Genomic DNA, 15,002 nt, shown 5'->3' on the forward strand with positions numbered 1-15,002 from the left:
TTCCTTAGGTAAAAACTTTAGTGTATACTCTAAAATATAGCGTAGTTAAAAAATAATTGTCTCAAGGAAATAGTTTGTCCCAAAACAAATATTAAGAGGAGGATTTTAAAACATGAACAAGCAGTTTAAGAAGGCTTTGCCGCAATGGGTAGCGACGGTTGGAGTGTTGTCTCTGGTTCTAGTCCTAGCGACGGCATGTACAGATGCCAAGAAGACAGAGCAGGGAGCTGCGAAGGAGGCTGGGCAAAAAATAAAGGCTACAACTACCATCGGTATGATCTCTGACATTGTCGGGAAGGTCGGCGGTGCTCATGTGGAGGTCACGGGAATTATGAAGTCAGGTGTTGACCCACATTTGTACAAGGCGTCTCAGGGAGATATGCGCAAACTGGATGAAGCCGACATCATTTTTTATAACGGGTTGCATCTGGAAGGAAAAATGCAGGACATTCTGGAGAAAATCAGCAAGCAAAAGCCCGTTATTCCCGTGTCCAAAAACATTGCTCAAAATCTATTGCGTGCAGCTAGCCCAGAAATGGGGTCTGAGTATGATCCGCATATCTGGTTTGATGTACAAAACTGGGTGTCTGCGGTAGAAACCGTCAGAGATGAATTGTCGGAACTGGATGCTGCTCATGCGGAGGATTACAAGGCCAATGCCGAAGCTTATCTCGCTGAGCTACGAGAACTGGACGATTACACGAGAGAGCAGATTGCCAGTATACCGAAGGCTCAGCGCGTACTTGTCACAGCACATGATGCCTTTGGCTATTTCGGAGACGCTTACCAAATTCAAGTAAGAGGCCTTCAAGGTATGAGTACCGAGTCAGAGGCAGGCTCACAAGATGTGACCAAGCTGAGAGATTATCTGGTGGAGCATAAAATTAAAGCCATATTTGTAGAATCGAGTGTGCCGAGAAAGGCCATCGATGCCGTTATCCAGGGTGCAGCTCAGCAAGGTCATACCATAAAGGTTGGCGGCGAGCTGTATTCGGATGCTATGGGTGAAGAGGGTACAGAAGATGGAACATATATTGGAATGGTCAAGCATAACGTGAATACGATCGTTAGAGCTCTTAAATAAGGAGGCGTAGACACATGGGACATTCACCACTTGTTGTTCGTGATTTATCGGTAGCATATCAAAAAAAGCTCGTTTTGTTCGATGTTTCCTTTGAGGTGCCGGAAGGCAAGCTGATTGGTATTATTGGTCCCAACGGAGCTGGCAAATCTACACTGATCAAGGCCGTGCTTGGGCTAATTCCAAAGCTCAGGGGTGAGGTGCTGGTATACGGCAAGCCCTATAAGCAACAGCTACTCAAGGTTGGATATGTACCGCAGCGGGAGTCGGTGGATTGGGATTTTCCGACGAATGCCCTGGATGTGGTTATGATGGGACGGTACGGCAGACTGGGCTGGTTTAAGCGTCCGGGAGCAGCAGATCGTCAGGCTGCGATGGAGAGTTTGGACAAGGTTGGAATGAGCAAATTTGCAGACCGGCAGATTAGTCAATTGTCAGGCGGGCAGCAGCAACGTGTTTTTTTGGCGAGAGCACTTGCGCAGGACGCTCAGCTTTATTTTATGGATGAACCGTTTGTCGGTGTGGACGCTGCAACAGAAAAAGCTATTATTTCATTACTTAACGATCTAAAACAGCAGGGGAAAACCGTGCTTGTCGTCCATCATGATTTATCTACAGTTACGGATTATTTTGACCAGGTTATGCTGTTGAACGGGCATCTGATGGCGTTTGGAGAGACCGCAGATATTTTTACCGAGGGAAATCTGCAACGTACGTATGGTGGACGTCTGAGTATACTCAAAACAGGCTCGGAATCCGGCACGATACTCGGAGTGAGGTGAGCAATATGACAAGCTTGGTGGCGCTTTTGACAGACCCGAACATGCAGTGGATTCTGCTAGGATGCATTTTACTCGGTTTAAGCAGCGGGGTGATTGGCAGTTTCATGTATTTGCGTAAGCAATCGCTTATGGGAGATGCTTTGGCCCATGCGGCTTTGCCGGGGGTATGTGTGGCATTTATGATCACAGGCACAAAATCCATATTTGGATTTATGATTGGGGCAGCCATTGCAGGGATTGTTGCTACCTTTGCCATCAGTGCGTTAACCCGGTATTCGCGAATTAAAAGCGATTCGGCGATTGCAGCGGTGCTGTCCGTATTTTTTGGCTTCGGCATTGTGTTGTTGACCGAAATTCAGCATAGTGGTGCAGGCAACCAAAGTGGATTGGATAAATTTTTATTTGGCCAGGCTGCGGCAATGATGTTGTCTGATGTCTATACGATGGCGGTAATTTCGGTGGTGCTCATCGGAATATGTATATTATTTTTCAAGGAATTTAAGCTGCTTAGCTTTGATCCCGGCTTTGCCCGTGGACTTGGTTTTCCGGCAGGTTTACTGGATAAGTTATTGATGCTGTTGATTGTTATTGCGGTGGTGGCTGGTATTCAAGCTGTGGGCGTCATTATGATGGCTGCTCTGCTAATTACCCCGGCCGTGTCGGCAAGATACTGGACAGAGAAGCTGGGTGTTATGGTATGCCTCTCAGGCTTGTTTGGTGCTATAGCGGGTCTGGGTGGGACCGTTATTAGCTCTCTGGGACAAAACCTGCCTACAGGACCATTGTGCGTGTTGTGTGCGACTGTGGTATTTGGTGTAAGTCTGATCTTTGCGCCGCAGCGCGGAATGATTTCCAAGGCTATCGTTCGGTTGAACGCCAGAAAAAGTCTGGAGCAGGGAGTCGGAGCACAGCCAAGGGAGGAGCGTGCCCTATGAGTTCATTTTATGTGATTCTGACGGGAATGTTAGTGGCAGGGGGATGTAGTATCGTCGGATGCTTTCTCGTGCTTCGGAAAATGGCTATGATTGGTGATGCAATCAGTCATGCGGTACTGCCTGGTATTGTCATTGCCTTTCTAATCAGTGGATCGAGGGATTCGGTGTGGATGATGTTTGGTGCAGCTGTGCTGGGGCTTCTAACCGTGTATCTGATTCAGCTATTCCAACAAAGCGGTCTGCAAAGTGATGCTGCCATTGGCGTGGTGTTTACGACATTGTTTGCTATCGGTGTACTGCTGATCAGCGTGTTTGCTTCCAATGCCCATCTGGATATGGACCACGTTTTGTATGGGGAAATTGCTTATGTCCCGTGGAATACGATAGAGATTGCTGGCTTCGATATAGGTCCGAGGGCTGTGTGGATTACGGGCGCGATGTTTTTGATCAATCTGCTCGTGGTAGGGGGCTTTTTCAAGCAATTTAAAGTCACTTCCTTTGATCCTGCATTGGCAGCTTCATTAGGCATTCCGGTTGTTTTTTTTCATTATCTGCTAATGAGTCTCGTATCGTTAACAACAGTGGCGTCATTTGAGAGCGTGGGTGCAATTCTAGTGGTTGGCATGCTCGTTGTACCGCCGCTTACCGCTTATTTGCTGACGGAGAAGCTGTCCCGTATGATTGCATACAGCGTGGGAGTTGGAGCCATTAGCTCGATCGTAGGCTTTTATACAGCAACTGTATTGGATGCATCTATTGCGGCTTGTATGCTGTGTGTGTCGGGTGTGTTGCTGCTTTTGGCTTTTCTATTTTCCCCGTCTCATGGTGTGGTATGGCGAAAGTTATTTCAACAGCGAGGAATCGTTGGCGAAAATAGCAAGTGAGTCTCGTAGGAAGTGATCCTATATGAATTACTCAAAATAGCGTGCAGACGGGCATAAAGTGCCTGAATGCACGCTTTTTTACGCTTATGCTAAATTGTGCTGCTTTTTTTGAAGCAAGCTTGTTGGGTCATCTTGAATTAACCGGGACACGGGAGTACATTCTTTACAACCACACAAAAGGGTTCGGAACGAGCTGTTACGCTGCGGGGAGGAACGAAATTGGAGAGCTTCAAACGTAAATCACCAGAGGAAATACTGGATTCCATTAACAAACTGCATCGAGGCAGACTCAAAATATACATTGGTGCGGTCAGTGGCTCGGGCAAAACGTATCATATGCTGCAGGAGGGACAATCGCTGCAGCATGAAGGGATTGATGTTGTAATTTGTGCGGTATCGACTCTGCAGCGGCGTGAGACCGTGGAACAGGTCGGTTCCCTAGAGCGAGTACCCAGTATTCATTGGATGAAGGATGGCGAGGAGCAAAAGGATCTGAATGTGGAAGCTTTGGTGGCACGAAATCCTGAGGTGGTGCTGGTGGATCATTTGGCACATCATAACCGAAAAGACGCCTCATTTCCAACAAGGTTGGAGGATATACGCTATTTGCTGGAGATGGGAATTAGCGTCATTACGACGGTCAATGTTTATGAACTCGAAGGGATCACGGAGTGGGTATATCAGCTGACAGGCTTTGAAGCGGAGTATACGGTTCCGGTTGATACATTGGAGCTAGCGGATGAAATTCGTTTAATTGATGCCACCCCGGAGATGATTCTGGAACGGCTGGCGAAAGGTTACATGCATACGCCCAATCCTGAGATGTTTCACCGGGGAAATCTGGGTAAATTGCGTGAGCTCGCTCTGCGATTGGTGGCAGAGGATGTGAATGATTCGCTGGAACGTCACCGGGAGGAGCTAGGCTTACACGGGGCGTCAGGAGCAGCAGAGCGTATTTTGGTGCCTGTCCAGTATCATTGGAATGGGTCCATTTATGTACGCAGGGGGGAACAGGTGGCCAAGCGGTTGGGTGGAGATATGCTGGTGGTCTCCTTTGTCAGCTCGAAAAGCAAGTTGTCCAAGGAATCAGCAGCCTTCAAGCGCTCCATTGAGCAGTTGGCTGACAAGATCGGATCGACATTTGAAGAAATCCCGCTCCTTTCCCGTAGAAGGCTACCACGTCAACTTATCCATTATGCGGTCACTCACAATGTTACCCGAATTGTTATGGGTCATTCTCGTCAGACTCCATGGCAGGAACTGGTTAGAGGATCACTGGTGAACGGAATTTTAAAACGAATGAAAAATATGGACCTGCTGTTGATTGCGGACCGAGCCGAGCAGGAGGGTGAACGGATTTTGCCAACGATGAGACAGGAAGAAGGAGATACTGACCCGTATCATCGTTTGAGTGTTGAGGAAGTACAGGCTGAGGAAGCCAAAATCCTGAGGGGCAAGCTCAAAGTATACATTGGTGCTGCTCCGGGGGTCGGCAAAACATACACCATGCTGAGAGAGGGAAATGATCTGCTGGAAAGCGGGATTGATGTGGTGATCGGATTGCTGGAAACGCACGGAAGAGCAGAAACACTAGCCCAGGTAGGCTCTCTGGAGATGATACCCCGCCAGTCCATCGAGCGTCATGGTGCACATTTGGAAGAGATGGACACTGAAGCCATTCTCAGGCGTAATCCTGAGGTAGTGCTAATTGACGAGCTGGCACATACCAATGTTCCGGGAAGTCTGAAATCTAAACGTTATGAGGATGTACTGGCCATTTTGGAGCAAGGTATTTCTGTTATATCCACAATGAATGTGCAGCACCTGGAGAGCTTGAATGACGCCGTAGAACAAATTACTGGCATTCGGGTGAGAGAGACTGTCCCCGACCATATGATGCGTCTGGCCGATGAAGTACAGCTTGTGGATGTGGCTCCCAAATCGTTACAGCAGCGTATGCGTGAAGGCAAAATTTACGATCGTGCAAAGGTGGAGCAGGCACTTAGCCACTTTTTTAAGCTGGGTAATCTAATTGCGCTGCGTGAACTTGCTTTGCGGGAATTGGCAGATGATGTAGATGAGCGGCTGGAATCCTGGGATCGGCATGAGTCACTTCGGGGACCGTGGCGCAGGGAGGAAGTGATTTTTGTAGGCGTGACGCTAAGCGAAAATGCTGAACGGTTGATTCGCCGCGGTTTTCGGATCGCCTTTCGCCTGAAGGCTGTATGGATTGTGACTTATGTTCATGTTGGTGAGCGTATACCGGAGAGGTTACTCCCTCGTCTGGAACAACTAAAGTTGCTGACCCACCGACTGGGGGGAACCTTTGAAATTCGGCTTGTTTCCAGTCGCCGCGAGATTGCCGACATTTTGATTGCTCCAGTGGAAGGATATTCAGGCACGCAGCTCATTGTGGGGCAGTCTTCCCGAAGTAGCTGTTGGGGGAAGAGTGCGGTCGTGCCGAGGATTCTCCGTCAAGCACGTCATATGGATGTTCTTATCGTGGCGGATTATGATCCGGATATTAAGCTGGAGACAGATTATTAAAATGCCCAATCCATTCATAAATAGTCATATGCTGGTTACCGGTTGTTCACTGCTTCCATAGTATATTCTATCTCAAAGAAATGGAGGCGAGTTTGAATGTATAAACATCGTAAACATGATTGTCATTTTCCAAAGCCAAAAAAACGTGTTTTTAAGAAAATCATTAAGGTGACTGTCATTAAGTTTAAACCAAAATTTAAACGTGATCACTGGAAACATGAAGACTTTGATAAGAAATGTCATTGCCGGAAACGTCGTCATCATCGTCATCATCGCCATCATGACTGTCATCGTCGTCACCACAAATTCTACTAAGTTGAAGATCGTAGGAGGCGGGGCTAGACTTGCCCGCCTTCTCCTAGTACCAGGATTCTAGGAAAATACGTGCGCAAAAAATACTTGCTCTAACATAGGTGCTATGCTATTCTACCAGTAAATAGATTGCACGTGACGGAAGCACCGTTCACCAACCGTATGTACTTACGGATGGATGAACGGTGCTTTTTTGCGTTGTTGTGTTGGGAAAGGGGATGAGCGTATTGGTTCCGGTAAAAGTGGTATTGGCCGTAGAAGGCCGGGATTATATTGAGCCTCTGCTGAATTATGTTCATGGAAGCGAGTACGCCAGAAGGCTCAGAATAACAGCTTTTTCGCAGCCGGAGGCATTTCATCAATACATGATGGAAACCAGCGGAATGAAAAGACCAGATGTGGTAGTAGGTGAAATGTCTTTTCTGAGTCTATGGACAGCTCGGGAAGATGCAGATATTCCTTGTTTGGTATTACATGAGGGAGAACAAGTAAGCGAATATGGGCAGCCTGTATTAAAATATCAGCCTTTATCTGAGCTGGTCGGTTTTATTTTGGAAACGGCGAGACAGAGGTCGAATGGTCGGAAAAGCGTAAACAGTCGGGAAGGTGGAATGATTATCGGCATGGTGGCAGCTTCAGGCGGATTGGGCAAGACAACGGCCGCGCTCAATCTGTCCAAGCAACTGGGGAATGAGGGATATTCGGTATTTTATTTGAATCTGGAAACGGTGGATTCAAGCTCGTTGTTTACTGGTTCAGACAGTTCTAGCGGAGCACAAGGAGAAAGAGAAGGACTGTCCAGACTACTGTATGATCTCAAGTCGGTAGGAAATGAGGGTGCTTCGTTATCTGTGGCTTCCTATTGTGTACGTCGTCCTGAAATTCAGGCTGATACGTTTCAACCTGTCTATAATCGCAAGGAATTGACGGATATGACTTGTGATGAAGCGAAAGAGCTCATTCGAACGATTGGTGAAAGCGGGCAGTATGATGTAGTGATCGTAGATAGCGATTCTGAACATGGTGAGCGGGCTCAAGCCGTGCTTGAAGCTAGTCATAAGCTAATCTGGTTGCTCGCTGACGATTTAATGAGTATGCACAAGTGCGGATTATGGCTGGATGTTTTAGAAACTACGCAGCCTGAGGGGCTTGAAGCCATGATATGCAAAACCAGCTTTGTGGTGAACCGCTACATGGGAACTATGATCAACTCGTTACCTCGTGACTTTATGGAGCTGAACGGTGCGTTACCCTATATACCTTCATGGAAACAGATGCAGCATCGTGAACTGCTGCTAAGTTCACCGATTTATCAGCGGGAAATCCGCCATTTGTGCCGCGAGCTGCTGGATATGGAGAGCGCTGCACAGTCGACGGCTGCTTGGTCTTAAGGGGATGATGAACATGAATGAGGAACAATTTAAGGCATTGCGCGCAGATATTCGTAACGGGCTGGACGTAACGTCCTCAGTAAAGGATACAGATCTAGTACGGCATATCGAAAAGCGAATTTTACACGACGTAGAGCTAGCGAGCTTAACTTCCCGAGAGAAGCATGCACTTGTCCGCAAAATTTTCAACTCTTTCCGTGGGTTGGATGTGCTCCAGCCATTGATTGATGACCCGACCGTTACGGAAATCATGATCAACAGTCATCGGGAAATCTTTGTAGAGCGGGCAGGTGAGGTGATTCAGGTGTCCGACCAATTCGAATCCCGCGAACGACTGGAGGATTTGATCCAGACGATTGTAGCCGGGGTGAACCGAATTGTGAATGAGGCTTCTCCCATTGTGGATGCCCGATTAAAGGATGGATCACGTGTGAATATTGTGCTGCCGCCAGTTGCTCTCAAGGGGCCGACAATGACCATACGTAAGTTTCCCGAGCGTCCCATGACGATGGATGATTTGATACGAATAGGTGCGCTCAATACAGAAGCCGCCGCTATGCTCAAAGACTTGGTACGTAGCAAGTACAACATTTTTATAAGCGGCGGAACGGGTTCTGGTAAAACAACTTTTCTGAATGCATTATCCCAGTTCATCCCTTCGTCTGAACGGATTATTACGATTGAAGATTCGGCAGAGCTGCAAATTGTGACTGTCCCCAACCTGGTTTCCATGGAAACACGGAACGCGAACACCGAGGGAAAGGGAGAAATCACGATTCGTGATCTGATTCGTTCCTCCCTTCGTATGCGGCCCAACCGCATCGTGGTGGGTGAGGTCAGAGGGAGTGAGGCGTTGGATATGCTGCAAGCGATGAACACAGGACACGATGGATCATTGTCAACTGGGCATGCGAACAATATCCGCGATATGGTCAGCCGGCTGGAAACGATGGTACTCGGAGGAGCAGAGCTTCCGCTTGGAGTAGTACGGCAGCAGATCAGCTCGGCCATTGATATATTCGTTCATTTGTCACGACTACGTGACAAATCCAGAAGGGTGCTGGAAATTAGCGAAGTGATTGGCTTTGAGAATGGTGAGGTAAGATTGAATCCCCTTTATCGCTTCCAGGAACGCGGAGAAAGTAAAGGACAAATCGTAGGGGAACTGGAGCGTTGTGGTGTGGGGCTGCAACATACATTGAAGCTGCAAATGGCCGGAATCAAGCCGGAAAGCTGGCACAGAGAAGGAGTATCGGTATGAGAACAGGAAAGGCGACTGGCAAGCAAGTGTCACGTGAGGTCCCTTCTCTGCCGGATTATACGGTGTATACCTTATCGACTGTACAAAAAAGTATGTGCATTCTCTTTAGTGGAGTGTTGTTCGCGATGATCGGATATCTATTTTATCACCAATGGATATTATCGTTGCTGTGTGCTGCTGGAGCTGTGGTGATGCCTCGTTATTTTAGAAAGTTTTTGCTGCAACGACGTAGGTCTGCTTTAAGCATTCAATTCAAGCAGGCTTTATACTCGCTTTCTTCTTCTCTTTCAGCGGGAAGGTCGGTGGAGAATGGGTTTCGTGAGGCTGTAGAGGATTTGAGGTTGCTTAGTCCGGATGGAGATCACGATCTGATTTTTGAATTTAACATTATTACAGCCTGCCTTGAAATCGGACAGCCTGTAGAGGCTGCTTTGCAGGATTTGGCTCGTCGGGCCCAGATGGAGGATATTACGAATTTTGCGGACGTATTTGCGGCTTGCAAACGAACCGGAGGTGATCTGGTGGAAGTCGTACGACGGGCTTCAAGTGTCATTGGGGAGAAGCTGGAAATTCAGCAGGAGATCGGTGTAATGATTGCGCAGAAGCGCTTTGAATCGAGGGTTATGTTTGCAGCACCTTTTTTGTTTGTTTTGTTTATGACAGTGACAGCGGGAGACTACATGATGCCGTTATACAGCGGTACAGGTAGGATTTTATCAACCTTTTGTCTTCTGGTGCTTGGTGGCTGTCTCGTGTGGATCAACCACATTATGAAGATTGAGGTGTAAGGAGTGATGGGTGTGTTGATGTTGGTTTGTCTGGTCATGCTGGTTCTGCAAGTGGGAGGTTGGGTGGTGCTGAACCAAATGTACGCTGCTAAGTATGCACATTTTCGCCATATGAAACTGGAAGGACTGCGGCTGCAAAAACTTTCGGTGCCTTTTGTACACATGCTTCATGTTTCACGTGCCACTCATAGGCTGCCTTTGCTGATGTTCAAGCTACAGCGTTCGATACAGAAGCTGTATGGTATGCGCCACAGCGGAGAAAAAACGATGCTTTTTCTGGCAGAAATGTTGGGTTACGGATATATGGTGGCTGCTGGTGGAGCTTTAATATCGCTTATGATGGGCGGGGAAGCGACTGGGCTGGTGCTTGGCTTGGGGCTCGGTATTCTGGTGCCAGTTGCGCTGGTCAAGGATTTACATGGGAAAGTACAGAAGCGGGATCAGCAAATCTTAATGGAATTGCCTGAATTATTGAGTAAAATGATGCTTCTAGTTGGTGCGGGAGAGACGGTACAACGGGCTTTGCTTCATTGCGTGGAACGTAAAGGGGCGGATACGGTACATCCATTGTATCGGGAATTGCGGCAGACAGTGGGGGAATGGGAAAGTGGCTATTCCTTTCAACAGGCATTTGAACATCTGAGCAAACGTTGTGGTATTCAAGAAGTGACGATATTTACAACGACAGTTTTATTGAATATGAGGCGTGGTGGGAGCGATTTTGTAATGGCTTTACGTGAGTTATCTCAGACGTTATGGAGCAAGCGGACTTCAATTAGCCGCACAAGAGGGGAACAGGCTTCTTCAAAGTTAGTCTTCCCGATGGCACTAATTTTGCTAACGGTCATTGTGCTGGTGGGTGCTCCGGCTTTAATGATGATGAATATGTAGGAGGAATAAAATGATGATGACAATTGTAGCAGGTAGTATTCGTAAATTGTACAAGAATGAGGATGGTTTGGGGACGTTAGAAATGATCTTGATCATTGCGATTCTGATTGCGGTGGCGATTATCTTTAAAGATCAGATTAAGAAAATTGTAGAAGGGCTGTTGAAAAAGGCAGATAAAAAAAGTAACGACTTTATGGATTCATAATGCTGCGCAAATTGGTACAAAAAGAGGACGGGAGCTTCTCCTTGGAGGCTTCCCTCGTCTTTCCCATTCTGCTGTTGGTCATTTTTATAATGTTATTTTTTTGCCTGTATATATATCAAAAATCTATATTGGTGCAGGTTGCTTCTACTGCTTCGGAAAGAGCCGCTTACAGTTGGGATAACAGCTTTAAGGACCCACGTACGGGAGCATTTGCGCAAGGACAACGGGATTCTCTCTATTGGCGCTTGAAGGATGATGTTATGTTAGGCGCCCTGTTTGGCTGGGCCGGAGCCTATAATCAGGAAACTGTACAGGTACCGGGCGGCAATGAAGGAGGCTCGTTACCTGCTCAGAAGTTGTCCAATGCAGAAAATAGAATGCCTGCGGGCATGCATGGGCAGATGACATATGAGAACAGTATGATTCACCGTAAGGTGACCACAGAGCTAAATAAAATCGTAGAGGTACCTTTGTTGAATCAGTTTTTAGATCATACAGATTTACAAGGAAAAATGAGCTCGGGTGTGGTGGAACCTGTGGAATGGATTCGTACAGTGGAATTGGTCCGTTATTATGGTGCGAAGTTTATGGGGAGAGGCTCAGGTGAAAAGGTAGATCCGGCAATTGTAGGGAAAGTATTGATGCAATATGGGCAAAACGGTCAGTAAGGAGTAAGTAACGGGAATGTAACTGGAAAGGAGGAAGCGGGTGTTTGGTAAGGGACGTAATACAAAGGACAGGGAATCAGGGGCTGTCACGGTTTTCCTCATTCTGATTTTGGCGGTCATGTTTGGTTTTATTGCTGTATTTATTGATTATGCGAGAATTGCTGCGCTGCATGTACAGACTGAACGTCTGACCCATGCGGCGGTTCGGTCTGTGATGTCTGCTTATGAACCGGCATTACAGCAGGAATACGGTTTGTTTGCTTATGGTGAAGGTGGCGGAGAACAAATTATGGTCAAAGTGCTGAATGACAGTACACGGCGTACGGCGCGCGCGGAAACGCTGCCTCTAATGAATATGAAGCTGGATTCCAGTTCACTGCAAATGGAAAGGGAGCTTGGTAAATATGCCATATTTAACGAGCAAATCCGTGAAGAGATGAAGTATAAAGCACCTGTCGATTTTACGATGGAAGTGCTAGAAAAGCTAAAGCCGCTCTCTCAAAATATGAAAGAGGCTTCACACACGGTAGATTTGCTGAAACGGCTGCAAAAGCTGTACGACAGACGAGAGGCCAAACTGGATGACATGCTGGAGAAACAGCGTAAGGCAGGAGCTTATATGGAAGAGGTTCGCAAACGGATTATTAAACAGAGTGGGACATATATGCCCAATCAGTATATATGGGACCCACTTGAAGTTGTAGCCGACATTGCTGCTCAATATAAGCATTACGTGCATGTATATGAGGACAACAAGAAGAGTGTGGACGATGTTAAAATCATGCAGATGGAGAAATATGCAAGAAGGGCAAGGATAGCGCTGGATCGCCTGCGACAGGTCATGGTTCAGACTGGAGAGGAGCATGATAAGCTGCTTCTGGAAGCCAAGGAACCTTTGAATGAAGCTCGGCAAATTAATGAAGAAATGCGCAAAGTCATTGTCCAATATAAACAGAGAGCGGCCAATGCAGGTTATGACGAGGTTTCCGCAGCCCCCACCCCAAGCGGAGCAGGCTCCAACGCCGATCCGTCTGTAGGAAGTGCCCGGCAAAGGGCAGAGGATTTGTTGGTTCCGAACAATGAATTTGAGCAATGGGAAGCAGAAATCGAAAAGCAACGGACTGCAATAAATGCTGCTAACAATAGATTAACGAGTATGATGCGTACGCTATCTTTCTATACAGATCCATTTTTGAATGCAGACATGCTCAAGCAAGAAGTTGCTTCAACGCTCAAGGAGATAGATAAATACTTAAATACGTATGCTTGGGCGGGACCCGCCAATGTTCTCGACGGTGAGGCTAGAACGATGGATACGCGACGCGGACCGGACAAAGAACGCAAGAAAATGGAAAAAGAGGCGAAAAACAAGCTCAAGCAAGCTTATCGGATCATTGAGGTTCTTTCTAAAGGTAAACAAAGTGCTGAGCAATTCCGAGTGGTGGAGCAGTATTACAATGAAAGTATTTCTTTTAATCAGTCTTCATCCAGTCCATCTGTATCCGCTGATTTGTCCTATGACACCTATGATGCAGCGGGGGATTCCATGGATAGTATGGATGGTCTATACGAGGCGGCATCCAACTTACTGACTCAACTGGGAGACGAGTTTTACCAGAATGAATATGCGCTTTCTTACTTCCATCATGTGGATTTCAGCCGATTTGGCAATTTGGCTGGATCAGGTGGAAATGTGGGTAATGCTGCACAGATTTTAGGGGACCAGTTGGAGGTGAATAATCAGGAAGTTGAGTACATTTTGTATGGGTTTCATAATCCGACAGGTAACCTGGCATCTGCCTATGGGGAAATTTTTGCTATGAGGCTTGCCATTCGAACGATGGAGGGACTGGTCAAAAACAGTTCAAAGGGTAACCCGTTGGTCGTTTTGGCGGCAGCTTTGTTATATGGAGTAGAGAAGGCGATTGAAGATATGATCATGCTGGCACAAAAAGGGGATGTGCCTTTGTCTGACTTTCTGAAATTTCGAATGACTTACAAGGATCATTTGCGATTGTTCCTGATGCTTCATAGCAATAATGAACGAAAAATGTCTCGTATGCTTGCTTTGATTCGCTTGAATACAGATGTCAATCCCGCTGAGCGACGGACGTATGCAAAGGGTGAGGTCAAGAATGGGATGAGGCTGTGGTTTCTACCTGGAGTAATGAAGATGCTCGGAACCGCCTCCAAAGAAGGCGAGAGTATTAAGGGAAGTGTGTACTATGTCACGAAAACAGCGCATTTTTCCTACTAATCAGTATCTACAACAGGTGTGTGGACAGAAGCAGCGTGAACAAGGAAGTATTGTTTTAGAAGCGTCATTGGTGCTGCCATTGTTTTTGTTTTTTATTATTTTTCTCATTTATATGGTCCAAATGACACTGGTCTCCACAGCTTTGCAGACTACTGCTTCAGAAACAGTTAAGCAGGTTTCGGCTAAAATCTACCCAGTGTCTCTAGCCGTGGAGGCGACGTCCGCGAAAATAGATGCAGTCCGCGAACCGCTGGATGAACTGCCCAAGTTATCTGTGAGTGAATACGCAAGCCAATTCGCTGCCCAACTGCCACCTCCAATCGGTGATTGGGTAGAAACTGCTATTCAAGGCGGCAAAAAGCCGCTGGAGGAGTTACAGGGACGCTTGACGGAGGCTGCACTTGATCCTGTTCTGAAGCCGATGCTAAAGCCTTTTATGGAGAAAAGTATTCTGGAGTATGACCGTATTCACATAACGAGCGTACATGTACCCTCTCTTACAGAAACTAAGGACCCTTATTTTAGAGTAGAGCTATCGTATGAACTGCCGATGAAGGTTCCCTTTTTGTATCGCAACATTGTGCTCCAAGCGGCAGCTGAGGAACGTCTTTGGATTGGTGATACAGGAGAGGGGGCAGGTACAGGTGATGCAACAGGGGAGAAGGATGCGCAGCATTCCATACAGTTGCTCGTCAAGCCTGAACCTGCTGTGAAGGGTGTATACAATTTGATCAAGGCCAAGGTTGAACCTGGGACGAATGCTACCCTTTCTGTACTCTATAAGTCAGGTGAAAGCACAGCTCAGCACTTGGGCTGGACCTCGGCCGATGCAGACGGGATTGTTGAATGGAACTGGTTTGTGGGAACAAACACAACACCAGGTCAATGGAGCTTTGTAATTGAAACGGAGGATGGCCAACGTATTGAGGTTCCGTTTTCTGTGCAGAAGACAACTGATGGATAGGCTAGATATAGATGTATAGAGATAACTACAATGAAA

The 15,002-nt window shown here is 47.0% G+C and carries 13 protein-coding genes; all 13 read left to right on the forward strand.

Annotated elements, in window-relative coordinates; genetic code table 11:
* The first annotated feature begins 112 nt into the window (after window positions 1-112).
* The 13 genes from MMB75_RS07750 (at window position 113) to MMB75_RS07810 (ending at window position 14,966) form a co-directional block, all read left to right on the forward strand.
* Entirely contained in the window at window positions 113-1,084 is a 972-nt protein-coding gene (locus MMB75_RS07750) for a metal ABC transporter solute-binding protein, Zn/Mn family (RefSeq protein ID WP_016820692.1), read from the forward strand.
* Between the two features lie 14 nt (window positions 1,085-1,098).
* The gene (locus MMB75_RS07755) at window positions 1,099-1,863 is read left to right on the forward strand and encodes a metal ABC transporter ATP-binding protein (protein WP_045244030.1); all 765 of its coding nucleotides are present in this window, start codon (window positions 1,099-1,101) and stop codon (window positions 1,861-1,863) included.
* 5 nt (window positions 1,864-1,868) lie between these two features.
* A complete protein-coding gene (locus MMB75_RS07760; RefSeq protein WP_045244029.1) occupies window positions 1,869-2,798 on the forward strand; it encodes a metal ABC transporter permease in 930 nt (309 codons plus the stop codon).
* The gene (locus tag MMB75_RS07765; protein WP_016820689.1) at window positions 2,795-3,682 is read left to right on the forward strand and encodes a metal ABC transporter permease; all 888 of its coding nucleotides are present in this window, start codon (window positions 2,795-2,797) and stop codon (window positions 3,680-3,682) included. The genes MMB75_RS07760 and MMB75_RS07765 overlap by 4 nt, the downstream gene beginning before the upstream one ends.
* Before the next feature lie 219 nt (window positions 3,683-3,901).
* The gene (locus MMB75_RS07770) at window positions 3,902-6,229 is read left to right on the forward strand and encodes a histidine kinase (protein WP_045244028.1); all 2,328 of its coding nucleotides are present in this window, start codon (window positions 3,902-3,904) and stop codon (window positions 6,227-6,229) included.
* A 530-nt stretch (window positions 6,230-6,759) separates the two neighbouring features.
* Window positions 6,760-7,932 carry a P-loop NTPase family protein gene (locus tag MMB75_RS07775; RefSeq protein ID WP_045244231.1) on the forward strand — a complete coding sequence of 391 codons (1,173 nt, stop codon included), beginning with the start codon at window positions 6,760-6,762 and terminating at the stop codon, window positions 7,930-7,932.
* Between the two features lie 13 nt (window positions 7,933-7,945).
* Entirely contained in the window at window positions 7,946-9,193 is a 1,248-nt protein-coding gene (locus MMB75_RS07780; protein ID WP_045244027.1) for a TadA family conjugal transfer-associated ATPase, read from the forward strand.
* Entirely contained in the window at window positions 9,190-9,981 is a 792-nt protein-coding gene (locus MMB75_RS07785; protein ID WP_045244026.1) for a type II secretion system F family protein, read from the forward strand. The genes MMB75_RS07780 and MMB75_RS07785 overlap by 4 nt, the downstream gene beginning before the upstream one ends.
* 6 nt (window positions 9,982-9,987) lie before the next feature.
* A complete protein-coding gene (locus MMB75_RS07790) occupies window positions 9,988-10,872 on the forward strand; it encodes a type II secretion system F family protein (protein ID WP_044785809.1) in 885 nt (294 codons plus the stop codon).
* A 10-nt stretch (window positions 10,873-10,882) separates the two neighbouring features.
* The gene (locus tag MMB75_RS07795) at window positions 10,883-11,077 is read left to right on the forward strand and encodes a Flp1 family type IVb pilin (RefSeq protein WP_016820682.1); all 195 of its coding nucleotides are present in this window, start codon (window positions 10,883-10,885) and stop codon (window positions 11,075-11,077) included.
* Window positions 11,077-11,745: a TadE/TadG family type IV pilus assembly protein gene (locus MMB75_RS07800; RefSeq protein WP_016820681.1), complete on the forward strand. Its 669-nt coding sequence runs from the start codon at window positions 11,077-11,079 to the stop codon at window positions 11,743-11,745. Before MMB75_RS07795 ends, MMB75_RS07800 begins: the two co-directional genes overlap by 1 nt.
* A gap of 40 nt (window positions 11,746-11,785) precedes the next feature.
* A complete protein-coding gene (locus MMB75_RS07805; RefSeq protein WP_045244025.1) occupies window positions 11,786-14,002 on the forward strand; it encodes a DUF5702 domain-containing protein in 2,217 nt (738 codons plus the stop codon).
* Window positions 13,971-14,966: a pilus assembly protein gene (locus MMB75_RS07810; RefSeq protein WP_045244024.1), complete on the forward strand. Its 996-nt coding sequence runs from the start codon at window positions 13,971-13,973 to the stop codon at window positions 14,964-14,966. The genes MMB75_RS07805 and MMB75_RS07810 overlap by 32 nt, the downstream gene beginning before the upstream one ends.
* The last annotated feature ends 36 nt before the right edge of the window (window positions 14,967-15,002 follow it).

This window comes from Paenibacillus sp. P2(2022) (assembly GCF_029522175.1).
In the GTDB taxonomy this organism is placed as follows: domain Bacteria; phylum Bacillota; class Bacilli; order Paenibacillales; family Paenibacillaceae; genus Paenibacillus; species Paenibacillus polymyxa.